The 26,625-nt window shown below is 59.1% G+C and carries 30 protein-coding genes; 13 read left to right on the forward strand and 17 right to left on the reverse strand.

All coding sequences use genetic code 11. From position 1 onward, the window contains the following. Window positions 1-17 precede the first annotated feature (17 nt). Together AC5SEO_RS06335 and AC5SEO_RS06340 are read left to right on the forward strand one after the other, a co-directional pair. The gene (locus AC5SEO_RS06335) at window positions 18-617 is read left to right on the forward strand and encodes a GNAT family N-acetyltransferase (RefSeq protein WP_003511814.1); all 600 of its coding nucleotides are present in this window, start codon (window positions 18-20) and stop codon (window positions 615-617) included. Then, window positions 614-3,529: an EAL domain-containing protein gene (locus AC5SEO_RS06340; RefSeq protein WP_003511812.1), complete on the forward strand. Its 2,916-nt coding sequence runs from the start codon at window positions 614-616 to the stop codon at window positions 3,527-3,529. The genes AC5SEO_RS06335 and AC5SEO_RS06340 overlap by 4 nt, the downstream gene beginning before the upstream one ends. A gap of 123 nt (window positions 3,530-3,652) precedes the next feature. Here AC5SEO_RS06340 and AC5SEO_RS06345 read toward each other — a convergent pair whose 3' ends face one another. The 3 genes from AC5SEO_RS06345 to AC5SEO_RS06355 form a co-directional block, all read right to left on the reverse strand. Further along, a complete protein-coding gene (locus tag AC5SEO_RS06345; protein ID WP_003511810.1) occupies window positions 3,653-4,759 on the reverse strand; it encodes a zinc-binding metallopeptidase family protein in 1,107 nt (368 codons plus the stop codon). 167 nt (window positions 4,760-4,926) lie between these two features. After that, complete coding sequence (locus AC5SEO_RS06350) at window positions 4,927-5,118, reverse strand: CsbD family protein (protein WP_174068050.1); 192 nt, start codon at window positions 5,116-5,118, stop codon at window positions 4,927-4,929. 107 nt (window positions 5,119-5,225) lie between these two features. Next, window positions 5,226-5,831 carry a YqgE/AlgH family protein gene (locus tag AC5SEO_RS06355; protein ID WP_003511807.1) on the reverse strand — a complete coding sequence of 202 codons (606 nt, stop codon included), beginning with the start codon at window positions 5,829-5,831 and terminating at the stop codon, window positions 5,226-5,228. A 162-nt stretch (window positions 5,832-5,993) separates the two neighbouring features. On the opposite strand from AC5SEO_RS06355, the gene AC5SEO_RS06360 reads away from it, so the two are divergent. Next, the gene (locus AC5SEO_RS06360) at window positions 5,994-6,842 is read left to right on the forward strand and encodes a protein-disulfide reductase DsbD domain-containing protein (RefSeq protein WP_174068049.1); all 849 of its coding nucleotides are present in this window, start codon (window positions 5,994-5,996) and stop codon (window positions 6,840-6,842) included. 122 nt (window positions 6,843-6,964) lie between these two features. Then, window positions 6,965-7,450: a peroxiredoxin gene (locus AC5SEO_RS06365; protein ID WP_174068048.1), complete on the forward strand. Its 486-nt coding sequence runs from the start codon at window positions 6,965-6,967 to the stop codon at window positions 7,448-7,450. A gap of 64 nt (window positions 7,451-7,514) precedes the next feature. Here AC5SEO_RS06365 and AC5SEO_RS06370 read toward each other — a convergent pair whose 3' ends face one another. From AC5SEO_RS06370 to coxB, 12 genes are all read right to left on the reverse strand, one after another. Beyond that, on the reverse strand, window positions 7,515-7,823 hold the full coding sequence (locus AC5SEO_RS06370; RefSeq protein ID WP_174068047.1) for a Dabb family protein: 309 nt from the start codon (window positions 7,821-7,823) through the stop codon (window positions 7,515-7,517). A 128-nt stretch (window positions 7,824-7,951) separates the two neighbouring features. Next, the gene (gene rnhA / locus AC5SEO_RS06375) at window positions 7,952-8,392 is read right to left on the reverse strand and encodes a ribonuclease HI (RefSeq protein WP_003511799.1); all 441 of its coding nucleotides are present in this window, start codon (window positions 8,390-8,392) and stop codon (window positions 7,952-7,954) included. Beyond that, window positions 8,389-9,357, reverse strand: a complete 969-nt coding sequence (locus AC5SEO_RS06380; protein WP_003511797.1) for a homoserine kinase — start codon at window positions 9,355-9,357, stop codon at window positions 8,389-8,391. Before AC5SEO_RS06380 ends, rnhA begins: the two co-directional genes overlap by 4 nt. Before the next feature lie 92 nt (window positions 9,358-9,449). Beyond that, entirely contained in the window at window positions 9,450-10,496 is a 1,047-nt protein-coding gene (gene ispH, locus AC5SEO_RS06385) for a 4-hydroxy-3-methylbut-2-enyl diphosphate reductase (RefSeq protein WP_019564182.1), read from the reverse strand. A gap of 63 nt (window positions 10,497-10,559) precedes the next feature. Continuing rightward, window positions 10,560-11,294 carry an SURF1 family protein gene (locus tag AC5SEO_RS06390; protein ID WP_003511792.1) on the reverse strand — a complete coding sequence of 245 codons (735 nt, stop codon included), beginning with the start codon at window positions 11,292-11,294 and terminating at the stop codon, window positions 10,560-10,562. A 10-nt stretch (window positions 11,295-11,304) separates the two neighbouring features. Continuing rightward, complete coding sequence (locus tag AC5SEO_RS06395; protein WP_019564184.1) at window positions 11,305-11,691, reverse strand: DUF983 domain-containing protein; 387 nt, start codon at window positions 11,689-11,691, stop codon at window positions 11,305-11,307. 100 nt (window positions 11,692-11,791) lie between these two features. Next, window positions 11,792-12,667, reverse strand: coding sequence for a cytochrome c oxidase subunit 3 (locus AC5SEO_RS06400; RefSeq protein ID WP_003511788.1), 876 nt, complete (start codon window positions 12,665-12,667; stop codon window positions 11,792-11,794). A gap of 63 nt (window positions 12,668-12,730) precedes the next feature. After that, on the reverse strand, window positions 12,731-13,360 hold the full coding sequence (locus AC5SEO_RS06405) for a cytochrome c oxidase assembly protein (RefSeq protein WP_003511786.1): 630 nt from the start codon (window positions 13,358-13,360) through the stop codon (window positions 12,731-12,733). 42 nt (window positions 13,361-13,402) lie between these two features. Beyond that, window positions 13,403-13,534 carry a cytochrome c oxidase system small membrane protein gene (locus AC5SEO_RS06410; RefSeq protein ID WP_013635615.1) on the reverse strand — a complete coding sequence of 44 codons (132 nt, stop codon included), beginning with the start codon at window positions 13,532-13,534 and terminating at the stop codon, window positions 13,403-13,405. Further along, entirely contained in the window at window positions 13,534-14,487 is a 954-nt protein-coding gene (cyoE, locus tag AC5SEO_RS06415) for a heme o synthase (protein WP_065688067.1), read from the reverse strand. Before cyoE ends, AC5SEO_RS06410 begins: the two co-directional genes overlap by 1 nt. A gap of 381 nt (window positions 14,488-14,868) precedes the next feature. Then, a complete protein-coding gene (gene ctaD, locus AC5SEO_RS06420) occupies window positions 14,869-16,578 on the reverse strand; it encodes a cytochrome c oxidase subunit I (RefSeq protein ID WP_003511781.1) in 1,710 nt (569 codons plus the stop codon). A gap of 17 nt (window positions 16,579-16,595) precedes the next feature. Then, window positions 16,596-17,459 carry a cytochrome c oxidase subunit II gene (coxB, locus tag AC5SEO_RS06425; RefSeq protein WP_019564187.1) on the reverse strand — a complete coding sequence of 288 codons (864 nt, stop codon included), beginning with the start codon at window positions 17,457-17,459 and terminating at the stop codon, window positions 16,596-16,598. A 441-nt stretch (window positions 17,460-17,900) separates the two neighbouring features. Here coxB and AC5SEO_RS06430 point away from each other — a divergent pair, with 441 nt between their 5' ends. From AC5SEO_RS06430 to AC5SEO_RS06450, 5 genes are all read left to right on the forward strand, one after another. Beyond that, window positions 17,901-18,425, forward strand: coding sequence for an invasion associated locus B family protein (locus AC5SEO_RS06430; protein ID WP_003511775.1), 525 nt, complete (start codon window positions 17,901-17,903; stop codon window positions 18,423-18,425). A gap of 69 nt (window positions 18,426-18,494) precedes the next feature. After that, the gene (locus tag AC5SEO_RS06435) at window positions 18,495-18,803 is read left to right on the forward strand and encodes a hypothetical protein (RefSeq protein WP_038490085.1); all 309 of its coding nucleotides are present in this window, start codon (window positions 18,495-18,497) and stop codon (window positions 18,801-18,803) included. A gap of 79 nt (window positions 18,804-18,882) precedes the next feature. Next, window positions 18,883-20,298 (forward strand): metalloprotease TldD, encoded by a 1,416-nt coding sequence (gene tldD / locus AC5SEO_RS06440; RefSeq protein ID WP_003511774.1) that lies wholly within the window; start codon window positions 18,883-18,885, stop codon window positions 20,296-20,298. A gap of 275 nt (window positions 20,299-20,573) precedes the next feature. Next, window positions 20,574-21,011, forward strand: a complete 438-nt coding sequence (locus AC5SEO_RS06445; RefSeq protein WP_003511773.1) for a bleomycin resistance protein — start codon at window positions 20,574-20,576, stop codon at window positions 21,009-21,011. Window positions 21,012-21,017: 6 nt separating this feature from the next. Continuing rightward, the gene (locus tag AC5SEO_RS06450; protein ID WP_003511772.1) at window positions 21,018-21,692 is read left to right on the forward strand and encodes an HAD family hydrolase; all 675 of its coding nucleotides are present in this window, start codon (window positions 21,018-21,020) and stop codon (window positions 21,690-21,692) included. Window positions 21,693-21,958: 266 nt separating this feature from the next. Here AC5SEO_RS06450 and AC5SEO_RS06455 read toward each other — a convergent pair whose 3' ends face one another. Continuing rightward, a complete protein-coding gene (locus AC5SEO_RS06455; RefSeq protein WP_174068046.1) occupies window positions 21,959-22,264 on the reverse strand; it encodes a pyrophosphohydrolase domain-containing protein in 306 nt (101 codons plus the stop codon). A 150-nt stretch (window positions 22,265-22,414) separates the two neighbouring features. Between AC5SEO_RS06455 and AC5SEO_RS06460 the strand changes: the two genes are divergently transcribed. After that, a complete protein-coding gene (locus AC5SEO_RS06460; RefSeq protein ID WP_174068045.1) occupies window positions 22,415-23,194 on the forward strand; it encodes a TSUP family transporter in 780 nt (259 codons plus the stop codon). A 31-nt stretch (window positions 23,195-23,225) separates the two neighbouring features. Here the strand turns inward: AC5SEO_RS06460 and pdxH are convergent, their stop codons facing one another. Further along, entirely contained in the window at window positions 23,226-23,846 is a 621-nt protein-coding gene (gene pdxH / locus AC5SEO_RS06465) for a pyridoxamine 5'-phosphate oxidase (RefSeq protein ID WP_003511768.1), read from the reverse strand. A 56-nt stretch (window positions 23,847-23,902) separates the two neighbouring features. Between pdxH and AC5SEO_RS06470 the strand changes: the two genes are divergently transcribed. The 3 genes from AC5SEO_RS06470 (at window position 23,903) to fabI (ending at window position 26,624) form a co-directional block, all read left to right on the forward strand. Continuing rightward, entirely contained in the window at window positions 23,903-24,352 is a 450-nt protein-coding gene (locus AC5SEO_RS06470) for an RT0821/Lpp0805 family surface protein (RefSeq protein ID WP_003511767.1), read from the forward strand. 212 nt (window positions 24,353-24,564) lie between these two features. Continuing rightward, window positions 24,565-25,674: a DnaJ C-terminal domain-containing protein gene (locus AC5SEO_RS06475; RefSeq protein ID WP_174068044.1), complete on the forward strand. Its 1,110-nt coding sequence runs from the start codon at window positions 24,565-24,567 to the stop codon at window positions 25,672-25,674. Window positions 25,675-25,805: 131 nt separating this feature from the next. Further along, window positions 25,806-26,624: an enoyl-ACP reductase FabI gene (gene fabI, locus AC5SEO_RS06480; protein WP_003511762.1), complete on the forward strand. Its 819-nt coding sequence runs from the start codon at window positions 25,806-25,808 to the stop codon at window positions 26,622-26,624. The last annotated feature ends 1 nt before the right edge of the window (window position 26,625 follow it).

Raw genomic sequence — 26,625 nt, forward strand, 5'->3', positions numbered from 1 at the left:
CCGTACAGGGATGGTGAATGCTGCGTTTTCTTTCCCGACATAACGACACCCCGGAACTGCGCAGCGCCAACCATCTTCTCAGACTGCCGCGCTATGGCGATTTCAAGCAGTGGCACGTTCTGCGCTCGGAAAGCCGGCAGTTTCTCCAGCCATGGGAACCCACCTGGCGCCCGGACGAACTGACGGAAGGCTCCTTCCGCACGCGTGTGGTGCGCAACGGCCAGGAGTTTTCCTCCGGCACCGCCGTGTCGTTTCTGCTATTCGAGAAGGAGACGTTGCTCGTTGGCGGCATCACCATCGGTTATATCAGGAGGGGTGCTGCACAAAGCTGCATGATTGGATATTGGGTGGGCGAACGCTACGCCGCGCAAGGCCATATGTCTGCCGCATTAAAATTGGTAATACCCTATATCTTCAACGGACTTCAGTTGCACCGTATCGAGGCAGCCTGTATTCCGGAAAACTTCAAAAGCATCCGGCTTCTCGAAAATGCCGGGTTCCAGCGGGAAGGCCTCTTGCGGGAATATCTGAAAATCAACGGCCAATGGCGGGATCATACGATGTTTTCCCTTCTTGCCGACAAGCAAAGCTCCAGTGGAACGAAGTACGATACATGACTTACACTCACTCTGCGCCGTGCCTGTCGAAACGTCTGGCGGCAATTGCACTGGCTGCGCCGTTCTTCCTGTTTTTCCTGCTTTTTTCGTCTCTTTCCTACGCCTTCGAGCCGGTGAAGATTTCCCGTGACGATACGGCGCTCGATCTCACCGCGACAACCGATATCTATGCCAATCAGGGTGAAGCCTTTCAGGTCTCGACCGCGCCCGGTCCGGATGGCATCCGCCGCCGTATCGAGGTGCGCGCCAGCTCCACCGACCATCAGGGCGACTGGGCCGTCTTCGCGCTCGCCAACGTCTCGGAAGAGCAGCTGGAGCGCGTTATCGTCGCACCGCATTTCCGTCTGGTGAATTCCAAGCTATTCTGGCCCGATCTCGGCTCGCAGCGCATCATCGCGATCACACCGAGCGAAGGCTTTGCGCTTGACCGGCAGCCAAGCCCGGATGCCGACGTGTTCCGCATCACGCTCAATCCCGGCTCCGTCATCACCTTCGTCGCCGAGCTGTCGACACCGCAATTGCCGCAGATCTATCTGTGGGAACCGGAAGCCTACAAGGATACGATCAACGCCTTCACGCTCTATCGCGGCATCGTTCTCGGCATTGCCGGCCTGCTGGCCGTGCTCCTGACCATCCTGTTCGTCGTCAAGGGAACCTCGGTTCTGCCGGCGTCGGCCGCGCTCGCCTGGGCGGTGCTCGCCTATATCTGCGTCGATTTCGGCTTCCTTGAAAAACTCATCACCGTCACATCCAGCGATCAGCGAATATGGAGGGCGGGCGCCGAAGTGGCTCTCGCCTCCAGCTTCGTGGTCTTCCTGTTCACCTATCTCAATCTAAACCGCTGGCACGCGCATCTGGGTTATGCGACCTTTGCCTGGGTGGTGGGGCTGGCGCTGCTGTTCGGCGTCGCGATTTACGATCCTTCGGTCGCCTCCGGTATCGCGCGCGTCTCCTTCGCGCTGACGGCGACGGCCGGCATCGCACTCATCATCTATCTTGGCTTCAACCGTTACGACCGGGCGATTTTGCTCGTTCCGTCCTGGGCGCTCATCCTCGTCTGGTTGTTCGGCAGCTGGCTGACGGTGACCGGACAATTGGACAACGACATCGTTCAGCCGGCGCTTGGCGGCGGGCTGGTGCTGATCGTGCTTCTGATCGGCTTCACAGTCATTCAGCATGCCTTTGCCGGCAGCGCCTATCAGCAGGGCCTGTTTTCCGATCTCGAACGGCAATCTCTCGCACTGACGGGCAGCGGCGATACCGTGTGGGACTGGGACGTGACGCGCGACCGCATCGTCACCACACCTGACATTTCCAACCGTCTGGGGCTGGAGCCCGGCACGATGCATGGTGCTGCGCGCAACTGGCTGCCGCGCCTGCATCCTGACGATCGCGACCGGTTCAAGGCAACGCTCGACGTGCTGCTCGACCATCGCAAGGGCCGCCTCAATCACGAATTCCGCATTCGCGCTGAAGACGGACATTTCCATTGGCTGCAAATCCGCGCCCGCCCGGTTCTCGGCTCCAACGGCGAAATCATCCGCTGCGTCGGCACCATCACCGACATCACCGAGCAGAAGAACTCGGTGGAGCGGCTGTTGCAGGATGCGATGAATGACAATCTGACCGGGCTACCAAACCGGCAGGTCTTCCTCGACCGCCTGCAATCGATCCTCAACCTCTCCCCCGAAAGCGACGGCGTGCGCCCGACGGTGATGGCGATCGATATAGACCGTTACAAGCTGGTCAACGATACGCTCGGCATTGCTGCAGGCGACAATATTCTCATCGCGCTGACACGGCGGCTGCGCCGCCTGTTGAAACCGCAGGATACGCTGGCGCGCCTCGGCGGCGATGAATTCGGCCTGATCCTGACCTCGGAGCGCGATCCGCAGCGGGTGGCCGATTTCGCCGATGCGGTGAACAAGGCAATCATGGTGCCGATCAATTTCGCCAATCGCGAAATCATCCTCACCGCCTCCATCGGCCTCGTTTCATGGATCGACCAGCAGGAAAGTGCCGCAGGTCTCTTGAGCGATGCGGAACTGGCGATGTACCGCGCCAAGCGCGCTGGCGGAAACCGCGTCGAGCCGTTCCGTCCCGCTTTCCGCACGTCCGGCACCGACCGCCTGCAAATGGAAAGCGATCTTCGCCGCGCCATCGAGCGCAAGGAGCTGTCGCTCGCCTATCAGCCCATCGTCAAGCTTGACGATGGCGCGCTGGCCGGTTTCGAGGCGCTGATGCGGTGGGAACACCCCAAGCGCGGCAACATTCCGCCAAGCGAATTCATACCCATCGCGGAAGCCTCCGGTCTGATCGAACCGCTCGGCATGTTCGCGCTGGAAAGGGCAGCGACTGACCTGATGGACTGGCAGCATTCCATCGAGAAGATGCCGATCTTCATCTCCGTCAATATTTCCAGCGCGCAATTGCTGAATAACGAACTGTATAACGACGTGCGCGGCATGCTGACGCGAACGCGCTGTAATCCGCAGCAGCTGAAGCTGGAGCTGACGGAATCCGTGGTGATGGAGAACCCGGAACAGGCGCGGCTGGTGCTTTCCAAGCTGAAGGAAACGGGCATCAGCCTCGCCATGGACGATTTCGGCACCGGCTATTCGTCACTTGCCTATCTCACCCGCTTCCCCTTCGACACGATCAAGCTCGACAAGGCACTGGTGGCCAATACCAGCGACAAGCGCAACGTGCTGCTGCGCTCCGTTATCGCCATGGCGCGCGCTCTCGATATGCAGGTGGTGGCGGAAGGCATTGAAACGCCTGAGGATGCGGCGGAACTCTCACGCATGAACTGCCATTTCGGCCAGAGCTTCCTGTTCGGCACACCGGTTTCCGGCGATGCGGCGCTGAAACTTCTGCGGGAGCGGTTCCAGCCGACGAAGCGAGCTTCGTAAGAGGTATTGGAATATGGGGTGGTAAACGGCTACTCCATCCACCGCCGTCATTCCGGCATTGAGCCGGAATGACGGGAGAAGGAAACGACGCGTTTCCTGACTACGACTTCTTGTATCTCGTATTCACTGCGCCATCGAGAACTGCTGCATCTGCTGTTGAGGCATCGCGTCGATCCTGCCGTGTAGCAGGTCGTGGATGAATTCCATCTTGCTCACAACAGGCGGGGCCAGCACGAAGGGATAAAGGTCCGCCTCCCCCATGCTGCGCTGGATCGAGTTGATGGCGACGCTGAGCGGAATCCAGGCCTTGACCAGTTGTGCGGCGCTACGGGCATTATAGGGATCGAAAGTGACCTCCGCCGCCATTTCCTCATGTCCATCGGGGTCTATCGCCACGCCAAAGGCGCGCGCGGTTTCCAGCGTATCGACGATGTGAAGATAATGCGCGAAACACTCGGCAAAATCCTCCCAGGGATGCACGGAGGCATAGGCGCTTATGAAGGTTTCCTGCCAGTTGGGGCGCGGCCCCTGCTCGTAGTTGCGCTGTAGCGCGGCGGCATAGTCTTCGCGCTCATCGCCGAATACCGCGCGGCAGGCCTCCAGTCGGTTCTCATCACGAACCAGCTTGTTCCAGATGAAATGCCCGACCTCATGGCGGAAATGGCCAAGCATGGTGCGATAGGGCTCGTTCATGTTGGCGCGCACCTGCTCGCGCGTAGCATCATCCACCTCTGCCGCGCGAATGGCGATCAGGCCCTCGTCGTGGCCGGTCATGGCGGGAATGACGGAACCGTCAGGTGCGACCTCGTCGACCAGAAAGTCGAAGACTAGCCCGCCGACAGGATCGGCATCGCGGTTGGGATGCGGCAGGCCGAGACGCAATATCGAATAAAACAAATGCCGCTGTGCCTGGCTGATGCCGCGCCATTGTTCGATACCCTTATCCGTCGCGATATTCGGCACGAGACGGTTATGGCTGCAGGCCGGGCAAAAGGCGTTCTGGCTTTCCGCCGGCACGGACCAGTTGCAGATGTCGTTCACCTCATTGGCGCAGAACCGCACCTGTCTTTCCGGCTGGGCCACGAGTTGCCAGTTCGGCTCACCCGCAGGCGCCAGCGCTTCCATGGAAAGGCGCTCCGGCACGAAGGCCAGACGATGGCCGCAGGAGACGCAGAAACGATTGTCGAAGTGGACGGGCTGGCCACAGGAAGCGCAGGAGAAAAGCTTCATTCATGAAACCCTTGCGATGGATGAATTGGGTGAAGGCGAATATGAGAGACCAAGGTGCAAGGCGTAACAAACCCGCCCTTCAGGCCTCCAGACGACAAGAGCGCATGTGCGATAACACATGCGCTCCAAAGCACCGCATCAAAGACACGGGAGCCCGTCAGGTGGCATTACATACGATCAACGACACCCTTGACCGCATCCTTGGCCTTGCCGACGTTCTTCTGTACCTTGCCTTCGGTTTCCTGAGCGGCACCATTCGCGCGCAGCTCGTTGTTGCCGGTTGCTTCGCCGACGTTTTTCTTGACCTTGCCAGCAACTTCCTTGGCTGTACCGGCGATCTTGTCTGATGTGCTACCCATGTTACTGCTCCCTAGTTGAGCCGTACTGTCTGTGCGGCTTTCGGGATTGTTAACGTCAGGGATTGGGATTGGTTCCAGCAGTCGACAAAAGGAGCATCACGAAAAAATCAGGCGTGGCCGGCTTCCGCAGAAAGCATGCGAGCATCCACACCCATAAGCGCAAGCGCCCGCTCGTATTTGTTGTCCAGTCCACGGTCGAAAATCAGCTCTTCCGCCGCCGGGCAATTCAGCCATCCATTATTGGCGATCTCGTTTTCCAGTTGACCCGGACCCCAGCCGGCATAACCGAGCATCATGGTAGCCTTTTGCGGGCCGCGACCGTTGGAAATGGCGCGCACGATATCCAGCGTCGCCGTCAAGGAAATGTCGTCGCTGACCGGAATGCTCGATTCACTTAAATAATCATCGGAATGCAGCACGAAACCCCGGCCGGATTCGACCGGGCCGCCGCACTGGATCGGAAATTCCCGGGTGCGGTTGGGCAGCATGATGGCGTCGTTGCTGTCCACCAGCTTCAGATGCAGCAGAATATCCGTGAAGGTGATCTGTTGCGGCCGGTTGATGATGAAACCCATGGCTCCGGCATCCGAATGGGCGCAGATATAGACCACCGAACGGGCAAAATTGCCATTGTCCAGCCCCGGCATCGCAATGAGGAACTGGCTGTCAAAAAAGCCACGTTCGCGTTTGTCCATCAGGGTTGAAAAGCTCACCGGCGCCTCCAGCTTGCCGAATTCCATCATTGAACGGGAAAGCGGCGTTCGCACTTCGACAAAGCACAGGATGCGGCATCGCGCCCGATCAATCAACCGAAAATGATGAACCGCACGAATTCGTAACTGGTCCATCAGGCGATGTTGGGTTAGACGGAAAGAATGAGCGTCAGGACATTCTTTCGATTTTCACATCTTCGCCTCGCCGTTGCCTTCGCCGCCCTTCTCGGTAGCGGGCAAGTAGCGCAGGCCGAAATTACCGACTGGGCGAGAAGTGAAGGCGGCCAGATGCGTGTGGCAAGCCTTGCCATGGATGCGGACGGCGTGGTGCGCGGCGTGTTGCAGATCGAGCCGAAAGACGGCTGGATAACCTATTGGCGCGAACCGGGCGAAGCTGGAATACCACCCAAGATCACGCTTGATCCGGCAAGCGGTGTAAGCCTGACATCGATGGCCTATCCTGTTCCCAAGCTCATCGAGAACGGCGATATCACCGATATCGGCTACGATCACGCTGTCAGCATTCCCTTTCAGTTGAAAGCCGTGGACGCCAAAGCGGGAGGCAATATCGACCTCACCGCCTTCATCGGCGTCTGCCAGAATATCTGCATTCCCTTTGAGGCGACGTTTTCGATCAGCCGCGGCAATGCGGGCGATGACGACCACGAAGAGCGGCGATTGCTGGAAGAGGCGCGCGAGACGCTGCCAGAGGCTGCATCCGACGATTTCAAGGTTGTCGATTTCCACATCACGCCCGACAAGACCATGCTTGGCGTGCAATTGCAGCTGCCAGAAAACGCGCCGAAGGAGACCGAGATATTCATCGCCGGCCCCTCCGGTTTTGCCTATTACGAGCCGCAGAACCTGGTGCGAGACAAGCGCAAGCTCTCCTTCTACATGAACATCAAGGGCTTGCCAAAAACCTATCAGGTGCAGGGCAACAGCTGGCCCATTCTGGTCAAATCCGGCGATCGGACCATGGAGACCTTGCTCATTTTTCCAAAGCCCTGACGGTTCAGGCGGCATATCCCGAACGGGTGTCTCAGCCATGTAATTTCCCGCGAAAACCGTATGACAGTTTTCTTTTCCTTGCTCTATAGTCGCGCGAACCAAACGGCCATAGGAGCATGGACATGACTATCAAGATCGGCGAAAAACTGCCTTCCGCAACCTTCAAGGAAAAGACCGCCGATGGCCCGGTGGAAACCACCACCGATGCGCTTTTTGGCGGCAAGACGGTGGTTCTTTTCGCCGTACCCGGCGCTTTCACTCCCACCTGCTCGCTGAACCACCTGCCGGGCTACCTCGAAAACCGCGACGCCATTCTCGCAAAGGGCGTGGATGACATCGCCGTCGTTTCCGTCAACGACTGGCACGTCATGGGCGCATGGGCACAATCGTCCGGCGGCCAGGGCAAAATTCACTTCCTCGCCGACTGGGACGCCGCCTTCACCAAGGCGCTCGGCCTCGATGCCGACCTCTCCGGCGGTGGCCTCGGCGTGCGCTCCAAGCGCTATTCGATGCTGGTGAAAGACGGCGTGGTTACATCGCTCAACGTGGAAGATAATCCCGGCCAGGCGACGGTCTCGGCCGCTGCAGCGATGATCGAGCAGCTATAAGCCACCTCTCTGTCGTCGCGAATGAAGCACAGTATCCATTAAAGGGCGGTCAAACCGCCCTTTTTCACACGTTCATATCAAACACCAGAAGCCCGGCCAGACCGCCATCGGTCAGCGAGACCAGACGTTGACCGACTTCCATGTGTTGCGGGTGCGCCAGATATTCGTCGCGGGCTTCCGGGCTTTCCAGCGTCACGATGAAGCCGTCGACAAAACCGCCATTCAAGCCTTCCGGCGAAACGTTCTGGCCGTATTTCACGTCGATTATGCCGGGTATCACGTCCTTGAGGGCCGCAATTGCTTCAAACACCGCGTGTTTTTCAGAGGATGCCGTTGCAGCCTTGAACCGTAGAAATACACAATGCAGGATCATCTGAATGTCTCTCCTCCGCTGGAACATCGTCCAACTGTTTGGCGACAAGATAGATCGGGTTTCAGTTTTCACAATCCCTTATCACGGTTGGCCCGGATCAGGGCCGAATGGAAGAAATCAGACTTCCGTTACCGGCGTTTGAAAGGCTCCATGCCCTTGCGTGCCAATTCGTCGGCGCGCTCGTTTTCCGGGTGGCCGGCATGGCCCTTGACCCAGTGCAGCGTCACTTTATGGCGCTCCTGCGCAGCCTCCAGCGCCTGCCACAGCTCCACATTCTTGACCGGCTTGTTATCGGCGGTTTTCCAGCCCTTCTTTTTCCAGCCGAAAATCCACTTGGTGATGCCATCCTTGACATAGGCGCTGTCGGTATAGAGATCGACTTCGCAGGGGCTTTTCAGCGCGTTGAGCGCCGAGATGGCCGCCAGCAGTTCCATGCGGTTGTTGGTGGTATCGGCCTCGCCGCCGGACAATTCCTTTTCGGTCTCGCCATATCGCAGCACAGCACCCCAGCCGCCCGGACCGGGATTGCCGGAGCAGGCGCCGTCGGTAAAGATATCGACATGTTTCATTCGCCAACCAGCCCGTATTCGGCGACATGACTGATGGAGCGGTGGAACCGCAGCTTGCGCAGATATTCCAGCGGGTCTTTCTTCACCACCAGCGCGCCCGCCGGCGTCGTCAGCCAGTCATAGAGGCGGGTCAGGAAGAAGCGCAGCGCCGAGCCGCGGGCCAGAAGCGGCAAGGCATCCAGTTCCGCCTCGCTCAACGGACGCACCGACTGGTAACCTTCCAGCAGCGCCTTGCCCTTGGTGACGTTGTACGCACCATCCTTCTCGAAGCACCAGGCATTGAGGCAGATCGACACGTCATAGGCGAGCAGGTCGTTGCAGGCGAAGTAAAAATCGATCAGGCCGGAAAGCTCGTCACCGAGGAAAAAAACGTTGTCCTGAAACAGGTCGGCATGGATGACGCCCGCGGGCAAATCCTTCGGCCAATGGGCGGCGAGATAATCGATTTCCGGGCGGATCTCTTGCTTCAAGCCCTTCTCCACCTCGTCGGCGCGGTCTTCAGACTTGTCCCACAGCACCTTCCAGCCATCGACGGAGAGTGCATTGGGGCGCTTGATCTCGAACCCCTCACCGGCAAGATGCATGGCGGCCAGCGCCTTGCCGACTTCCCGGCAATGTTTCGCTTCCGGTTTTCGCAGCCACATGCCTTCAAGGAAGGAGATCAGCGCCGCCGGGCGACCGGACAATTCGCCCAGCAATTCCCCGTCCTTGCGCGGCAGCGGCAAGGGGCAGGACAGACCCTTGGCGGCCAGATGCTGCATGAGACCGAGGAAGAACGGCAGATCGGATTTTTCGACGCGCTTTTCGTAAAGCGTCAGGATCAGCGGATCCTTCGTCGTATGCAGCAGGAAATTGGAGTTTTCGACGCCTTCGGCAATGCCCTTATAGGATGTGAGGCTGCCAACGTCGTATTGTATGAGGAAATTCCTCAGATCATCTTCGGTGATGTCCGTATAAACTGCCAATTTCAAATCTCTTGATGAAGGATGGAGTGAAAATCTGAAGAGGGGATGACATATGCGCGGTGGGAACCACTCACATATCTCGCCATCCCGGTCTAGGCGCCAGTGGCGGCTTTCGGTGGCAGGGCATTGCTGGCATTGCCGTTCACGAAAGCCATGTCGTCCGTCGTCAGCTCGATGCTGCGCAGTTCGCGGTTGACGAGGAAATGTTCCGTTTCCTCCACCGTGACGGCCAGATCGAGCGTCGTATCGAAACGCGCCTTGAAGGCTTCGATGATCTCATCAACGATGACCTCCGGCGCAGAAGCGCCCGCCGAAAGACCGACGGTGCGGATATCGCCGATCGCATCCCAGTCGATTTCCGCCGCACGCTGCACCAGAACTGAATGTTTGGCGCCAGCGCGCAGCGCCACTTCCACCAGCCGCTTCGAGTTTGACGAATTGGGCGCGCCGACCACGATGAAGAGATCGCAGCCGGGGGCCGCCTGCTTCACCGCATCCTGACGGTTGGTGGTGGCGTAACAAATGCTGTCGGCGGCGGGCGCCTGAATGGCCGGAAAACGTTCCTGCAACCGGGCAATAACGCCTGCGGTATCATCGACAGACAGCGTTGTCTGGGTAACGAAACCGAGGTTTTCGCGGTCCACCGGTTCATAGGTGCCCGCATCCTCCACCGTCTCGACAAGCGAAACAGTACCTTCGGGCAGCTGGCCCATGGTGCCGATGACCTCAGGGTGACCGGCATGGCCGATCAACACGACATGACGGCCGAGGCGCTGGTGGCGCATGGCCTGCTTATGGACCTTGGAGACGAGCGGGCATGTGGCATCGAGATAAAACAGGTTGCGCGCCTGCGCATCCTCCGGCACGGATTTCGGCACACCATGGGCGGAAAAGACCACCGGCTGCTCGCGATGCTCGGTGGGGATTTCGTGCAGTTCCTCGACGAAAATCGCGCCCTTGGCTTCCAGCCCCTCGACCACATATCGGTTATGGACGATTTCGTGGCGGACATAGACCGGCGCGCCATAGGCTTTCAGCGCCAGCACGACGATCTGGATCGCCCGGTCCACGCCCGCGCAAAAGCCGCGCGGTCCGCACAGCCTTATCGTCAAAGGGGGTTTGGAAACGGCGATGTTCATTCGTGCTCCTTGGCGTGCTCCTTGCCCTTTCCCGGTAGCCAGCCTTACCGGACAGGGCGCGCGTTATTCACCTTGCGCCTTACCGTTCCGGAAATAGGCAAAACCGGCGACGATGACAAGGGCCGCCGCCAGACCATACCACGTTATCGCATATTGCAGGTGATTGTTGGGCAAATCTATCAGCGTCACGCCGCCCTGTGGCCAGCCGCCGGGGTTCGGCGCATCGTCGGCATCCACGAACAGGTTGACCAGCCTGTTGGGCGGGATATCGGTGCTCGACGCCATGGCCGCCAGATCCTTCCAGTAGAAGATGTTCTTGGCGATATCGTTATCCGGCAGCAGGGAAGACGGTTTTGCAACGAGCGGCGCGCGCGCCAGCCCCTTGATCTCCACCTCGCCAGCGACCTGCCCTTCAGGCCGCTTCGTCGCCTCCTTCATCTCAAAAGGCACGAAGCCGCGATTGACGAAGAGGATGCGGCCATCGGCAAGCGACAGCGGAGTATAGATGTAATAGCCGGTTCTGCCCTGGTGGGTGGCGAAGAAATGCCGCTCGCGGGCATGATCGAAAACGCCGGAAACGTTGACCCTGCGATATTCAATTTCGCCGCCGCTTTTGGCAATGGCTTCGATCTGCGAGAGCGTGGCCGGACTTGCGTTGCGCCGCGCCTCGATATCGGCAATCAGCGCTTCTTTCCAGTAAAGCCGCTTCACCTGCCATGTGCCTAGCCCGAGAAGGATGGCAAGTGCCAAAAGGACGAGCGGCGCGGCAAACCAGATGCGTCTTTCCGCCGCCTTCATGTGGGAAACCTCATTCACGATCAAGCCTGCCTTCGCTTGCATTGTTGCGGTATTGCAGCGCAATCATGATGCCCTTCATCTTGCGCAGCAGCACGAGGGAGACGATCACCGCAAAAGGCAACCAGAGCATGACATGCACCCAGACGGGTGGCGCAAAACGCTGATCGAACCAAAGCGCCAGCCCGACGACAAGGAAACCGACGATCAGCATGACAAAGACGGCCGGGCCTTCGCCCGCATCGGCAAAGCCATAATCCAGCCCGCAGGCGCTGCATGCGGGTTTCGGGGTCAGGAAGCCGTCGAACAGCCTGCCATTGCCGCAACGCGGGCAGCAGCCCTTCAGCCCGACTTTTATTGGGTCCACCGGCGCAAAGCCGCCGTTTCCGGGTTCAGACATTATGGCCTCCCGCCTTGGGCCGGTTAAACCTCCGTCCGGCCCGCCTGTTTAAACACAAAGGGCGGCAGATGCCGCCCTCCGAGTCAGAAAACAAACCGCATCACTCCGCCAGCGGCGCGCCCCAGCCGCCCCAGATGTAGATCGCGAAGAACAGGAACAGCCAGACGACGTCAACGAAGTGCCAGTACCAGGCAGCTGCTTCGAAGCCGAAATGCTGTTTCGGCGTGAAGCCGCCGGCAATGGCGCGCAGCAGGCAGACCAGCAGGAAAACCGTGCCGACGAAAACGTGGAAACCGTGGAAGCCGGTCGCCATGAAGAAGGTCGCACCATAGATCGAGTTCTTGAAGTCGAACGGGGCGTGCATGTATTCGTAAACCTGCACGGTCGAGAACAGGACGCCGAGGGCAACGGTGAGGACAAGACCGGTGATCAGCCCCTTGCGGTCATTGTGCAGCAGGGCATGGTGCGCCCAGGTGACGCAGGTGCCCGACAAAAGCAGGATGACGGTGTTGTAGAGCGGCAGGTGCCAGGGATCGATGACCTCGATGCCCTTTGGCGGCCACTGACCGCCGGTATATTCGAGGCGGGACGCCTGAATGGCCTCGTGCGGATAAAGGCTGGCATCGAAATAGGCCCAGAACCACGCGACGAAGAACATCACCTCAGAGGCGATGAACATGATCATGCCGTAACGCAGGTGAAGCGAAACGACGCGGGTGTGGCTACCCTCATTGGCTTCCTTGATCGTGTCTGCCCACCATGCGTACATGGTGTAAAGCACGATGACGAGACCGATATAAAACAGCCAGGGATTGGCCAGTTCCATGCCGAACAGCTTGAAGGAGCCAGCCGACAGGTAACGCATGTAACAGACGCCGCCGAAGGTCAGAATGAAGGCGCCGATCGAGGCCAGAAGCGGCCAGGGGCTTGGATCTATGATGTGGTAGTCGTGGTTCTTCTGATGCGTATCTGCCATGTGTGACAATCCCCTGGTATCTCTTCCCAGACCCGGCCCTGCTCAAAAGGCCCGAGTCTCCTCTCACAATTTGCTTTCGCCAGATTCAGTCTTTACCGGCAAGGACGCAACCGGTTTTTCGGTTTTGGCCGGATAAAACGTATAGGACAGCGTCAAAGTATGAATGTTCTTCGTTTCGCGCGCCGTGGCGATATCCGGATCGATGAAAAACACCACCGGCATTTCGAGCGTTTCGCCCGGCTGAAGCGTCGTTTCGGTGAAGCAGAAACACTCCACCTTGTTGAAATAAGCGCCTGCTTCCATGGGCGTGACGTTAAAGACCGCCGTGCCCGTGGTTGCCACCGCTGAGCGGTTCGTCGCCTTGAAATTGATCTGCACCGTCTCGCCGATTTTCGGCGTGACCAACTTGTCGACCGGGCGGAAATCCCAGTTGAGGCCATTCGACGTATTGGCGTCGAATGTGACGTTGATAGTCTTGTCGAGAATGACGTCGGAATATTGCTCGACGCGCTGGGTCGTGCCGTTATAGCCAGTGACGCGGCAGAACAGGCTGTAGAGCGGAACGGCGGCATAGGCCATGCCGATCATAGCGCAGAAAAACACGAGACAGAGCACGAGGATGGAGCGATTGCTCACCCGCTGCGTGCCGGCCGTTGCCTTGTCTGCCCCGATATTTGCCCCAGTATTCGCCATGTCCCCCTCCTCTCCTCCGATCATGCCCTCACTGTCAGGCCGTCAATGCGAGCCGATCTTGATGATGGTGATGACGTAAAACAGCACCACCAGACCGGCGAGCAAGACGCCGAGCGCGACGTTGCGCCCGCGCCTCGATTTTTTCTGCGCCGCGCTCAGTTCCACGGTTTCCATCAAAAAACTCCCGAAATCACGGCTTTCAGGGCCGGAGCGAAATGATCGGCCAAAAGGCCGGAGAAGATGGCGAAGAGGTAAAGCACCGAATAGGCGAACATCTTCTTGGCGGGCAGCATTTTCTCGTCACCGTCAGGCATGCGCCGGACATCGAGCGAACAGTACACAAAAATCGCGCTCAGCACGGCGGCGAAAATGCCATAACCGAGGCTCGCCAGACCGGTGAAATACGGCGCGACCGCAACTGCAGCCGTCAGCACCGCGTAAACGATCATCTGGTTCTTGGTGGAGCGCTCGCCCGCCACGTTCGGCATCATCGGAATGCCGACGGAGCCGTAGTCGCGCATCTTGAACAGCGCCAGCGCCCAGAAATGGGCTGGTGTCCACAAGAAGATGATGAGGAAGAGGATGACGCTATCAAGCGAAACGCCGCCGGTGACGCAGGCCCAGCCAAGCATGGGCGGGAAAGCGCCGGCAGCACCACCAATGACGATGTTCTGCGGTGTCGAGCGTTTCAGCCACATCGTATAAACGACGGCGTAGAAGAAAATGGTGAAGGCGAGCAGTCCGGCGGAGAACCAGTTGACCGCAAGCCCGAGGATGACCACCGAAAAGGCCGAGAGCGTCAGCCCGAAGGCCAGCGCCTCGCCAGGTGCTACGCGGCCGGACGGGATCGGCCGCTTGGCGGTGCGGCTCATCACGGCGTCGATATCTGCATCGTACCACATGTTGAGCGCGCCGGATGCGCCGGCACCGACGGCAATACAGAGAATGGCGATGAGGCCGAGGACCGGGTTGATGTGGCCCGGCGCCAGCACGAGGCCCGCAAACGCCGTGAAGACGACGAGCGACATGACGCGCGGTTTCAGCAACTCGAAATAATCGCGCGCGCCGGCTTCCGAAAGTTCGGAGCTTTCCAGGCCAAGCATTTCGCGATTGTCGATGACGGTCATTTCGTATCCTGTTTTTCTTCAGATGCCGCTTGCCGCGGCATCCCTTGCACCAGCCCGAAAACAGAGTGTCGTTTTCGGCGTGCACGGTGCGTCAATTCATTGGTCCGAACGTTCCGGCACGGGCAGCACCGGGGTAAAAGACCCGATGCCATGCGCCTGGCATATCGCCACGCCCGTTCCGTCGCCCTGCTGCGTCTGCCCATTCATAGTGGCAGCACTTGGCTTTTATCATGTCGCACGAAAAGCTTCGCTTGGACAAAATGCCTCACGCAGCAGCAGACTCCGTCCGCCTCAAGGGAAACGGCGCGGATAAGCCCACACCATCCCCTCTTTTCAGCTTCCGGAGTTCGCAAGCCCTGCCCGCGCACTCCGGTCCGGCATTCAGCGAATGCGCGGAAGCTGTTCCCACTGGTGGTATGGCGGCGGAGAGGACAGCTGCCATTCGAGCGTCGTCGCACCTTCACCCCAGGGATTGTTGCCAGCGATCCGCTTCTTGGCGAAGGCTTCCCAAACACCGAAGAGGAAGATCAACACGGCAACGGCCGAGATATAGGAACCATAGGAAGACACCAGGTTCCAGCCGGCATAGGCATCGGGATAATCGATGTAACGACGCGGCATGCCGGCAAGGCCGAGGAAGTGCTGCGGGAAGAAGATCAGGTTCACGCCAACGAACATCACCCAGAAGTGCAGCTTGCCGATGAACTCGTTGTACATGTAGCCGGTGATCTTCGGGAACCAGTAATACCAGCCGGCGAAGATCGCGAAGACCGCGCCGAGCGATAGAACGTAATGGAAGTGCGCCACGACGTAGTAGGTGTCGTGCAGCGAACGGTCGAGACCGGCATTGGCGAGCTGGACGCCGGTAACACCGCCGACCGTGAACAGGAAGATGAAGCCGATTGCCCAGACCATCGGGGTCGAGAAGGTCAGCGAACCGCCCCACATCGTCGCGATCCACGAGAAGATCTTGATACCCGTCGGCACCGCGATGACCATGGTTGCGAAGACGAAATAACGCTGCGCTTCCAGCGAAAGGCCGACCGTGTACATGTGGTGCGCCCACACGATGAAGCCGACAGCGCCGATGGCGACCATGGCGTATGCCATGCCGAGATAGCCGAAGACCGGCTTCTTGGAGAAGGTGGACACGATGTGGCTGATGATGCCGAAGCCGGGCAGGATCAGGATGTACACTTCCGGGTGGCCGAAGAACCAGAACAGGTGCTGGTAGAGGATCGGATCACCGCCGCCTTCCGGCGAGAAGAATGCCGTGCCGAAGTTACGGTCGGTCAGAAGCATGGTGATGCCACCAGCCAGAACCGGCAGGGAAAGCAGCAGCAGGAATGCGGTGACCAGAACCGACCAGGCAAAAAGCGGCATCTTGTGCAGCGTCATGCCCGGAGCGCGCATGTTGAGGATGGTGGTGATGAAGTTGATGGCGCCAAGGATCGACGACGCGCCGGCAACGTGCAGCGAGAAGATCGCAAGATCCACTGCCGGTCCCGGCATGCCGTTGGTCGAAAGCGGCGGATACATGGTCCAGCCGCCACCCACGCCGTAACCGCCCGCCGGACCTTCGACGAAAAGCGACAGGAGCAGCAGGATGAACGCCGGAACGATCAGCCAGAAGGAAATATTGTTGAGGCGCGGGAAAGCCATGTCAGGAGCGCCGATCATGATCGGGATCATCCAGTTGGCAAAGCCGCCGATCATCGCCGGCATGACCATGAAGAAGATCATGATGAGCGCGTGCGCTGTCGTGAACACGTTGAACATGTGCTTGCCGCCGTCGATGGCAGCATCGCCCTCGAAGCCGTAAACCATGGAGGCCAGACCGTGGAAGATCTGGATGCCCGGCTCCTGCAGCTCCATACGCATGACAACCGAAAGCCCACCACCGATGATGCCCGCCATGATGGCGAAGATCAGGTAGAGCGTGCCGATGTCCTTATGGTTGGTCGACAGGAACCAGCGGGCGAAAAAGCCCGGCTTGTGGGAATGATCATGCGAATGATCATCATGCGCGTGCCCATCATGAGCGGATTGACCATGCGAGTGATGATCGTCGTGTGCGGAAGGTCCAGCCATTGTCGTCACTCCAGGTCTCAGTTGGTTTCGTTGGCGGCAACGTCGACCGTGCGCGGAGCGCCATCGACGGAGGCCATCAGTGCCCGGTTCGCGCCGTTCAGATCTGAAGCGGCGGCGGCGTGCCAGGCATTGTACTGCTGTTCGGAAACCACCCGAATGGCGATCGGCATGAAGGCGTGGTCCTTGCCACAAAGCTCGGAACACTGGCCGTAATAAAGGCCTTCCTTCTCCGGCTTGAACCAAGTTTCGTTGAGGCGGCCCGGAACGGCGTCGATCTTAACACCGAAAGCGGGCATGGCGAAGGCGTGGATGACATCCGTAGGCGCCGCCGTCACCAGAAGGCGAACGGTCTTGCCGACCGGAACGACCATTTCATTGTCTACCGCGAGAAGACGCGGGTAGCGGGCCTTGTCCTCCTTGCCTGCAGCTGCACGATCCTGCTCCTTCAGCAGATAGCTGTCGAAGGCGAGCGGCTCGGCGCCCTCGGCAGCCTTGTATTCGTAGTTCCAGAGCCATTGCGTCGCAGTCGCCTTCAGCGTCAGATCAGGGTTTTCCGGCTGCGTCAGCTGCGCGTTCAGAAGATTGAACGACGGGAAAGCGAGGAACAGGAGAATGAGAACCGGCGCAAGCGTCCACACCACTTCGATCGCGGTGTTGTGGCTGGTCTTGGACGGCACCGGATTTTTCGCTGCACGGAATTTCAAGGCGACGATAATGAGCAGCGCAAGAACGAAAAGCGTAACCGGAACAATGAACCAGAGCGTATATTGTTCAAACCAGCGTATTTCGTGCATGATCGGCGTGGCGGCCTCCTGCATGCCCATTTGCCAATGCACCGGCTGATCGGCGTGGGCGCCGACAGCCGTGAGCAGACAGGTCATCCCCGCCAATGCTGCGTAAATCCTATTCGTCACGGTACCCTCTCCCTCACGCGTCTGATCTTGATCAATTACAGACGCAGAATCCATGCTTATGGTACTAACTTCAAACCACAGTTTGTCCTTTGCCGCAATATGCGTAAGGACACGGATGTCAGCCAATTTCACCATTGTTCGTCGCAGCCGAGTTTCCCATGTCCCGTATCCCGCAAGATATTTCAGATGCGCTTGGCAATGGTCAAAATCCGGCGCAGCCCCTGCTGGCAGCGCTTTTGCAGCAGGCTTGAGCCACCAGGCACAGGCTGCCGCACGGTCAAATCAGGCGCCTGCACCTGGCAACAGGTCCTATTTCCGCCCAACTCGGCTGGAATTGAGGTACCAAGGCTTTTTTTTCCGGATTATGGCGTCAAAATAGCCGCACTGATTCGAATCCCAGAGGTATCCATGCGTCTTTCCCCGCTCGCGCGCACTTTTCTTGCCGCCGCCGGTCTTGCCATCATCGCTCCCGCCGCAGCGGCGCTGGCGCAACAGCAGCCGCCCGGAACGCCGAAGTCGACGCATGGAGCATGGTCGGTGATCTGCGACAAGCCGGCAGGCGCATCCGAAGATCAATGCGCCCTGATGCAGAACGTGATTGCCGACGACCGCCCGGAAGTGGGGCTTTCGGTGGTGGTCCTGAAAACCGCGGACCGCAAGTCGCGCATCCTGCGTATCCTCGCACCGCTTGGCGTGCTTCTGAAGGACGGCATGGAGCTTTATATCGACAACAACAATATTGGCCGCGCCTATTTCACCCGCTGCTTCTCCGAAGGCTGCTATGTCGAGGTCGATATTGACGACGAGCTGCTGAAGGTTCTGCGCGCCGGCAAGAACGCGGTTTTCGCGCTGCGTGAATCCGTCGATCAGGATCGTGTCGGTATTCCGATCGAACTCACCGGCTTTGCCGAAGGCTACGACGCGCTTCCTTAAACAATAAGGTTGAATCCGAGAGACTAAAACTCTACCATGAAAGTATTGTTTTAACTATTTTCGGATATCATGAAATATAGAAAACCGGTAACCCTCCGTCAGTTTTGCGGCGTTTTTCTGGTACTTCTACTATTTGCTTTTGCGGTGAGCTTTGCTCATGAAAGTGGCCTCTTGCCCGATTTCATGGTAGGAAACGCGCAGCCGCAAATGCTGATTATGATTGTCACTGGGAATATTCTGTCGCAGTTCCACTGGGAACGCGTCGTGCCGAATCCGCCTGAGCACTGGGGACGTCTGACGTTGCTGGTTCTTCTCCATAGCGTCCCTGTCTATGTGGCCATGGCTTTTTTCGTGCACCTCATATTCAAGCTGACTTGAGCCAAATCACGCTTTGGCTTGCCACCGACGCCCCACAATCCTACATGCTTGCCAGACACTATTCAGTTTGGAGCCTCCCATGACCAACGACCTTGTAAATCTCTTCGATTGCGACGAGACGCAGTTGCGCAAGCTGGTCGCGGAAGCACTCACCGGCGCAGACGATGGCGAGTTGTTCATCGAACATGCGCAGGCCGAATCGCTGACCTTCGATAACGGCCGCCTGAAGGGCGGCTCCTTCAATACCGACCAGGGTTTTGGCCTGCGCGCCGTTGCCGGCGAGACCGTTGGCTACGCCCATGCGGGCGAGCTGTCGCAGGCTGCGCTGAAGCGGGCGTCGGATGCTGTCGGCGCCGTGACCAGAGGTTATTCCGGTTCCTATGCCGCAGCCCCACAACGCACTAACAAAAAGCTCTACGGCGACGAAAACCCGATCGGCAGCCCGAGCTTCGAGGAGAAGGTGAAGCTTCTCACCGATATCGATGCCTATTTGCGCGACAAAGACGCGAATGTCCGACAGGTGACGGCGACGATTTCCGCAAGCTGGCAGGTGGTGGATATTCTGCGCGCCGATGGCCATCGCGTCAGCGATGTCAGGCCCATGACCCGTATCAATATTTCCGTGGTCGCAGGTGAAGGCGACCGGCAGGAAAGCGGCTCCTACGGCATTGGCGGCCGCGTCGGCTTTGGCGATTTCATCACCACGGAGAACTGGCAGCGCGGTGCCGACGAGGCGCTGCGCCAGGCGCTCGTCAACCTGACCGCCGTCGATGCGCCGGCTGGCACCATGGATGTGGTTCTCGGCTCCGGCTGGCCCGGCGTCATGCTGCATGAGGCTGTGGGCCATGGCCTCGAAGGCGATTTCAACCGCAAGAAAACCTCGGCCTTTGCCGGCCTGATGGGCGAGATGGTGGCAGCCCCGGGTGTGACTGTGGTGGATGACGGCACCATCGACAGCCGCCGTGGTTCGCTCACCGTCGACGACGAGGGAACACCGTCGGCCTATAATGTGCTGATCGAGAACGGCAGGCTGGTGGGATACATGCAGGACCGCCAGAACGCCCGGCTGATGGGTGCAAAGGCGACAGGCAATGGCCGCCGTCAGGGTTATGCCTATGTGCCGATGCCGCGCATGACCAACACCTATATGCTGTCAGGAGACAAGACGCCCGAGGAGATCATCTCCTCCGTCAAGAAGGGCATCTATGCCGTTTCCTTCGGTGGCGGTCAGGTGGATATCACATCAGGCAAGTTCGTGTTCGGCTGCACCGAGGCTTATCTCATCGAGAACGGCAAGATCGGCGCGCCGGTGAAGGGTGCAATGCTGATCGGCAACGGGCCGGACGCAATGAAGCGCGTCTCGATGATCGGCAACGATTCGAAACTGGACACCGGCATCGGCAATTGCGGCAAGGCCGGGCAATGGGTGCCGGTTGGCGTCGGCCAGCCGCATCTGCGCATGGACCAGATCACCGTCGGCGGCACGAAGGCGTAGTTCCGGCCTCGAGCCGGAATCGAGCCTACCCGCGTCCGCTTGGTGAGATGAGCCGTTTCAGCCCAAGGACTTGGGCTGACTAAGTGCCAGATCGTGTCCGGCATGAGGTGAGAAAAGCTGTGGCAGGGCGAAAAGTTGAACCTGCTTCAGCCCACAACTCCGCACATGGCTGCCATGATGAGGATTCCTCTGGCAAGTCACCCGGAAGACGATAATATCGCCCCATCACCGCAGGCCACGCCTCCCATCGCCGGGCCTGCGCGGCAAAGGAGACCATGACCATCATACGAAATGCCCTCGTCCCGGAACTAGCCGTCAGCGACTGGCAGAAAAGCCGCGCTTTTTATTGCGACCTGATCGGTTTTCATGTGGTTTATGAGCGCGCCGAAGAGGGCTTTGCCTATCTGGCGCTGGGTGATGCGCAACTGATGATCGACCAGATCGGTGCGACCCGGACCTTCGTGGCGGAAAATGCAGCGCTTGAATTTCCGCTGGGCCGCGGCATGAATCTGCAACTTGCCGTTCCTTCCCTGCTGCCCATCCTAGCGCGGCTTGAGCGGGCCTCGATCGATCTTGTCCTGCCGTCAGAGGAAAAATGGTACAGGCGCGGCACAGTCGAGGTCGGCAACCGGCAATTCATCGTCGCCGATCCGGACGGTTACCTGCTCCGCCCGTTCGAAAGCCTCGGTGAACGCCCCTTCCGGTTCGGTTGAGCCGCCATGCTGCCTTTTCTCCCGCATGCTGTCGTTTTCGACATGGACGGATTGCTGATCGAAAGCGAGACGCTTTATCGCGATTCCTTTCTGGCCGCGTCAGATGAGGGCGGCCACGGAATGCGGGTAGAGACCTATCAGAAGGTCTGCGGCAGCCCGTGGGATGTCATTACCGGCACCATTTTCGCCGATTATGGCGCGGATTTTCCGATCGACAGCTTCCGTGACGCCTGGCTCCGGCATCTTGCCGTGATGATGGCGGAAGGCGTGGCGCTGAAACCCGGCGTCGTCGAAATCCTCGATCTTCTCGACAGGCTCGATATACGCCGCGCCATCGCCACCTCCTCGCGGCACGATTCCGTCACGCGTCATCTCGGCCCCTATGACCTGCTCAAACGTTTCGATACCATCGTCGCCCGCGGCGACTATTCGGAGCCGAAGCCGTCGCCCATGCCATATCTTACTGCCGCAAAACGTCTCGGCATCGATCCGGGCCGTTGCCTGGCGCTGGAGGATTCCTGGCACGGCGTGCGCTCCGCCTCCTCGGCGGGCATGATGACGATCATGGTGCCGGATGTCGCGCCGCCGACCGAGGAAATGCGGGAAAAATGCATCGCCGTTTCAACCGACCTTCATGCGGTTGCCGGTCTTCTGCAACAGGCGCCGTTATCAGAGGCATGAAGGCGCGTCGCATGCCTTTAGCCATTGGTCTTTATGGAGCCTCACATATAGGCTGACAGGACGATCCTGCTCGAATTCAATTGTCGGCACATCCATAAACGGAGCGGCGCTGATATTGCTCGCTCTTTGCGCATTTCAGATTACCCTGCGGCAGGTCATGACACCGGTGGCCGCCATTCTCGCAGCTCTGCTCTCTATCGTTTCGCTCTCATAATCGCGGCAGCGGCAGAGCGCAGCGCTAGGGTCGCGTCCCTCCCCGCAAACTGTCAAACCGACGGTGTAAAACGCCACTTGCGCTCTATCGATGCTTCGATGTCGAGACCGTTATAATGGGCGAGCAGCAACACGTGACCCAAGAGATCGGCGGTTTCGTCGGCAAGACCGAGTTTCATCTCCTCTTCGCTTCTGCCTTTGCTGCGCCCACGCCCAGTCAGTCGGTTCCAGGCCTGCGTGACCTCACCAACCTCCTCCTGAAGCTTCAGCATATACCAGTCGGGATCGCGGACGATCCCATTTTCCTCAGCGTATTTCTGTGAGGCAGCTTCAAACTGGCGCATCAAGACAGCAAGCATTTGTTCATCCTTTGTTCGTGAGATACAAGTCTGATCACGATTCTCCGGCGGCGTCGATTCGAAAGCATATCGTGCGATAATCAGCTGAAATTTCCGCGACAGGTGCCTGCATGCGGGATAAAGAGGTATTCGAAACCCATGCAGTCACCCATGCCTCTCCTCGATTTTTTCCCGGCTCTCATCACCGCGCATAGTCCGACGCTGCTCGCCATGTTTGCGGGCGCCGCCTTTCTCGCCGGACTTGCCCGCGGCTTTTCCGGCTTTGGTGCGGCCCTCATCTTCATTCCGCTGGCAAGCGCCATTGTCGGCCCGCGCATCGCCTCGGTGGTTCTTCTTGTGGTGGACGGCGTTTTGACGCTCGGCATGATACCGCCGGCCTGGCGCATGGCCGACCGGCGTGAAGTCTTCACCATGGCAGCCGGTGCGCTTGTCGGTGTCCCGCTTGGAACGCTGCTGCTTTCCGGCGGGGATCCGCTCACCCTGCGCTGGATCATTTCCATCGTGGTTGTCGTGCTGCTGTTATTTCTCGTTTCCGGCTGGCGTTACAGCGGCCGGCCGAAAACGCCGCTCACCCTGTTCACCGGGCTTGTTGCCGGGCTGTTTTCAGGTGCGGCGCAACTGGGCGGTCCACCCATCGTCGCCTATTGGCTTGGCGGCGCCCTCAAGGGCGCTTTCGTGCGCGCCAATGTCATTCTCTATTTCGCGATTTCGACCGTGATATCCGCCACCAGCTATTTTTTTGGTGGCCTGTTCACCGCTGACGTCTTTGTTTTTTTCCTGCTGGCCCTGCCGTTTTACGGGGCGGGTCTTTATGCCGGTGCGCGGCTGCACGGGCTTGCCGACGAGGCGGCGTTCAGGCGCATCTGCTACGGCCTGATCGCCATTTCCGCCGTCATCGGCCTGCCGCTATTTGATTCGCTGCTGAAATAGGCAGGCAAGGACGGCCTGCCCCCTGCAGCTTTCAAGGATACATGCGGACCTTGGACCACGGTTCATCCGGCGTCTCGCGGCGGAATTCGACACGGTCGTGCAGGCGGAACTTGCGGTCGTGCCAGAACTCGATGCTGACCGGGCGAATGCGGAAACCGGACCAGTAGGAGGGGCGCGGAATATCGCCGATAGCATATTTCGCGGTGTATTCGGCAACCGCCTTTTCCAGCGCAAACCGGCCTTCCAGCGGCCGCGACTGCTTCGACGCCCAGGCGCCGATGCGGCTTCCGCGCGGACGCGAGGCGTAATAGCTATCCGCTTCCGCGTCGGTAACGATCTCCACCTCGCCGCGCAGACGCACCTGCCGGCGCAGGCTTTTCCAGTGGAAACACATGGCCGCTTTTTTCTGGCCCAGGATCTCGCGCCCCTTCTGGCTTTCGAAATTCGTATAGAAAACGAAGCCGCGATCGTCGACGTCCTTCAGCAGCACCATGCGCACATTCGGCAGGCCGTTTTCATCGACGGTTGCGAGTGCTACCGCGTTCGGATCGTTGATTTCGGAGGCCGTCGCGTCCTTCAGCCATTCGGCAAAAAGCGTGAACGGTTCATTTTCTTCAGTGAAGTCACTGGATGTTAACCCCGTTTCCGACATATTGACTAAAATGCTCCCGAGCTGATTTGGACCCCAGAGATGATCTCTGGCGAAAGATGGTGACCGTCATAGCAAAGTCGAACAGTCGAACAAAGGGCCTCCTTTCATCGATAGCGGAAGTTTCCGCCATCGTGTCAATGCTTGTGGTGCTGAGCGGATGCGTCAGCCTTGACCTGTTCGGCGGCGACAAGGTCGATCGCTCGCTTTCCACCGCCTCCGTTCCCAACCAGCCCAATAATAACCCGCAGACCGACGACGCGACCATCCGCAATGCGGTCACATCGGCGGATCTCACCAAACTCGCGGAACAGCCCCTGCCCTGGGCCAATGCCGCAACCGGCAGCGCCGGTGTCGTCACAACCATTCACGAAGACAAGTCCAGCGGTTTCGTCTGCCGCGATTTCAAGACGACGCGCCACTCTTTCGAAGGTGTGGCGAGTTATGCCGGACAGGCCTGCCTGTCGGAAACCGGCGAATGGTTACTCACCCGCTTCGAACAGAAATAAACTGTTTACCCTGGCGCGCGGAATTAATCCGGCCGCATGGCAGCGCGCATTCCCCGTAAACAACTGCTTAGCAACTTATTGCCACAGTCGACGTTGTTTGAACCGAGGGCATGCATGCGAATGATCGCAGGCATCCCTTTTCGGAGGGGTTTGTTTCAGGATTGCGCCATGAGCGGCTGCACGTGCCTGAGCCAACGTAACTGGTGTTTCGCATGCGCGATCCGTATTCTATCCTCGGCTTAAAACGTGACGCCCGTCACGAAGACATCAAGGCTGCCTGGCGCACTAAGGCAAAAACCGTCCATCCGGACGCCAATCGCGATGACCCTGACGCGTCGGCGCGATTCGCCGAGGTCGGGCAGGCCTACGATCTTCTGAAAGACCCCAAAAAGCGCGATCTTTACGACCAGGCTCGCAAGGCGGCCGAGAAGAAGCGGCGCGGCGAAACAATCATGCAGCAGCGGGAGGCGGCACGCGAGGCCGCCGAGCGCGCCAGGGCCGCTGAGAAGCTGATGGAGGAACTGGCCCGTGCGGATGCCCGCAACAGGGCGCAAACCGGCCAGAAAGCCGATGCAAAACCCGAAACGGCCGAAGATATCGTCGAGCGGATTTTCGGCGCAGACGCGCAGAACGACCCCAAGGTGCAGCAGGCAGCCGAAGCGGCGAAAGCCGCAGCCACGGGCGTTAAGGGCGAAGCGCCCGGTGCTGGCGAGACCACGCAGACGTCTGCAAGCGAAACCGCAGCCGCTTCGCTCGCCGCCAACCTCTTCAGCGCTCTCGTGCGTCGCTTCCGCCCCCCGCAGACGCCGCCGGAAAAGGCACCTGACATCACGGCGGAAGCCACCGTTACGGTCACCGAACTTCTGGAGCGCAAATGGATCACCGTATCCCTTGCCGACGAACGCGAGGTACGCTTCCAGCTTGAACCCGGCATGACGGACGGTCATGTGGTGCGGCTAAAGGGCCAGGGGCTGAAGCTGCCGAACATTGCGCGTGGCGATCTGGCCGTCACGTTGCTGGCGGCACGCGACGACGCCTTTTCCCTTCGCGGCTTCGATATTCATACGACGCTGCCAATCTCTCTCAGTGACGCGGTTCTGGGTTGCGAGACGAGTATCCGGACGCCGCTTGGCGAGGAAACCGTCACCATTCCTGCCTGGTCCGGCTCCGACCGCGAGCTGCGGCTTGCCGAAAAGGGGCTTGCGGACGGCAAGGGTGGATATGGCGATCTCGTCATCGAATTGCGCATCATCCTGCTCGAAAAGCCGGACGAGAAGGTGACTGACCTCATGCGCCACATGCGCGAAGGCCTTTATTTGTAAAAGTTTTGCGAATAGGCGGGACAACGCACCCTTTGTTACGTTCCCTAACAGTAGATGATCCTCGGCAATCTTGAACAGGATTGCAGCCTATGCCATAGGCAGAATCAATCGAAAGTATCAGGGAGCATACAATGGCTCAGGCATCCGGCCTTATGGCTGGCAAACGCGGCATCATCTTGGGTGTCGCCAATAATCGTTCAATCGCTTGGGGCATTGCCAAGGCTTGCGCGGACGCGGGCGCGGAAATCGCGCTCACCTGGCAGGGCGACGCGCTGAAGAAGCGTGTTGAACCGCTGGCGCAGGAACTGGGCGCCTTCATGGCCGGCCACTGTGACGTGACCGACCTCGAGACGATCGATGCGGTTTTTGCCGGGCTGGAAAAGCATTGGGGCAAGATCGATTTCGTCGTGCACGCCATCGCCTTTTCGGACAAGGACGAGCTGACCGGCCGTTATCTCGACACCAGCCGCGATAACTTCAACCGCACCATGGACATTTCCGTCTTCTCGCTGGCCGCCGTTGCCAAGCGGGCAGAGCCGATCATGAATGATGGTGGTTCGATCATCACGCTCACCTATTACGGTGCCGAGAAGGTCATGCCGAACTACAACGTCATGGGCGTGGCCAAGGCTGCACTCGAGGCAAGCGTGCGTTATCTCGCGGTAGACCTCGGCAGTCGCGGCATCCGCGTCAACGCGGTTTCCGCTGGCCCGATCAAGACGCTTGCGGCTTCCGGTATCGGCGATTTCCGTTACATTCTGAAATGGAACGAATACAACGCGCCGCTGAAGCGCACCGTTTCCATCGAAGAAGTCGGCAAGTCGGCGCTTTACCTGCTGTCCGACCTTTCGACGGCTGTCACCGGCGAAATCCACCACGTGGATTCCGGTTATCACACCATCGGCATGAAGGCTGTTGACGCGCCGGATATCTCGGTGGTCAAGGACTGAG

This window comes from Agrobacterium sp. K11, from assembly GCF_059429395.1.

Coding starts and splice junctions, on each gene's coding strand:
- AC5SEO_RS06345 (WP_003511810.1), bottom strand. CDS start 4,759: ATGAAGCTTTTCTCCTGCGCTTCCTGTGGCCAGCCCGTCCACTTCGAC.
- ctaD (WP_003511781.1), bottom strand. CDS start 16,578: ATGGCTGGACCTTCCGCACACGACGATCATCACTCGCATGGTCAATCC.
- AC5SEO_RS06360 (WP_174068049.1), top strand. CDS start 5,994: ATGAGCGTCAGGACATTCTTTCGATTTTCACATCTTCGCCTCGCCGTT.
- AC5SEO_RS06340 (WP_003511812.1), top strand. CDS start 614: ATGACTTACACTCACTCTGCGCCGTGCCTGTCGAAACGTCTGGCGGCA.
- cyoE (WP_065688067.1), bottom strand. CDS start 14,487: ATGACCGTCATCGACAATCGCGAAATGCTTGGCCTGGAAAGCTCCGAA.
- AC5SEO_RS06435 (WP_038490085.1), top strand. CDS start 18,495: ATGAAATATAGAAAACCGGTAACCCTCCGTCAGTTTTGCGGCGTTTTT.
- AC5SEO_RS06400 (WP_003511788.1), bottom strand. CDS start 12,667: ATGGCAGATACGCATCAGAAGAACCACGACTACCACATCATAGATCCA.
- AC5SEO_RS06430 (WP_003511775.1), top strand. CDS start 17,901: ATGCGTCTTTCCCCGCTCGCGCGCACTTTTCTTGCCGCCGCCGGTCTT.
- AC5SEO_RS06445 (WP_003511773.1), top strand. CDS start 20,574: ATGACCATCATACGAAATGCCCTCGTCCCGGAACTAGCCGTCAGCGAC.
- coxB (WP_019564187.1), bottom strand. CDS start 17,459: ATGACCTGTCTGCTCACGGCTGTCGGCGCCCACGCCGATCAGCCGGTG.
- pdxH (WP_003511768.1), bottom strand. CDS start 23,846: ATGTCGGAAACGGGGTTAACATCCAGTGACTTCACTGAAGAAAATGAA.
- AC5SEO_RS06455 (WP_174068046.1), bottom strand. CDS start 22,264: ATGCTTGCTGTCTTGATGCGCCAGTTTGAAGCTGCCTCACAGAAATAC.
- AC5SEO_RS06370 (WP_174068047.1), bottom strand. CDS start 7,823: ATGATCCTGCATTGTGTATTTCTACGGTTCAAGGCTGCAACGGCATCC.
- AC5SEO_RS06410 (WP_013635615.1), bottom strand. CDS start 13,534: ATGGAAACCGTGGAACTGAGCGCGGCGCAGAAAAAATCGAGGCGCGGG.
- tldD (WP_003511774.1), top strand. CDS start 18,883: ATGACCAACGACCTTGTAAATCTCTTCGATTGCGACGAGACGCAGTTG.
- AC5SEO_RS06390 (WP_003511792.1), bottom strand. CDS start 11,294: ATGAAGGCGGCGGAAAGACGCATCTGGTTTGCCGCGCCGCTCGTCCTT.
- AC5SEO_RS06365 (WP_174068048.1), top strand. CDS start 6,965: ATGACTATCAAGATCGGCGAAAAACTGCCTTCCGCAACCTTCAAGGAA.
- AC5SEO_RS06395 (WP_019564184.1), bottom strand. CDS start 11,691: ATGTCTGAACCCGGAAACGGCGGCTTTGCGCCGGTGGACCCAATAAAA.
- AC5SEO_RS06350 (WP_174068050.1), bottom strand. CDS start 5,118: ATGGGTAGCACATCAGACAAGATCGCCGGTACAGCCAAGGAAGTTGCT.
- AC5SEO_RS06475 (WP_174068044.1), top strand. CDS start 24,565: ATGCGCGATCCGTATTCTATCCTCGGCTTAAAACGTGACGCCCGTCAC.
- AC5SEO_RS06450 (WP_003511772.1), top strand. CDS start 21,018: ATGCTGCCTTTTCTCCCGCATGCTGTCGTTTTCGACATGGACGGATTG.
- fabI (WP_003511762.1), top strand. CDS start 25,806: ATGGCTCAGGCATCCGGCCTTATGGCTGGCAAACGCGGCATCATCTTG.
- AC5SEO_RS06405 (WP_003511786.1), bottom strand. CDS start 13,360: ATGGCGAATACTGGGGCAAATATCGGGGCAGACAAGGCAACGGCCGGC.
- AC5SEO_RS06470 (WP_003511767.1), top strand. CDS start 23,903: ATGGTGACCGTCATAGCAAAGTCGAACAGTCGAACAAAGGGCCTCCTT.
- ispH (WP_019564182.1), bottom strand. CDS start 10,496: ATGAACATCGCCGTTTCCAAACCCCCTTTGACGATAAGGCTGTGCGGA.
- AC5SEO_RS06460 (WP_174068045.1), top strand. CDS start 22,415: ATGCCTCTCCTCGATTTTTTCCCGGCTCTCATCACCGCGCATAGTCCG.
- rnhA (WP_003511799.1), bottom strand. CDS start 8,392: ATGAAACATGTCGATATCTTTACCGACGGCGCCTGCTCCGGCAATCCC.
- AC5SEO_RS06335 (WP_003511814.1), top strand. CDS start 18: ATGCTGCGTTTTCTTTCCCGACATAACGACACCCCGGAACTGCGCAGC.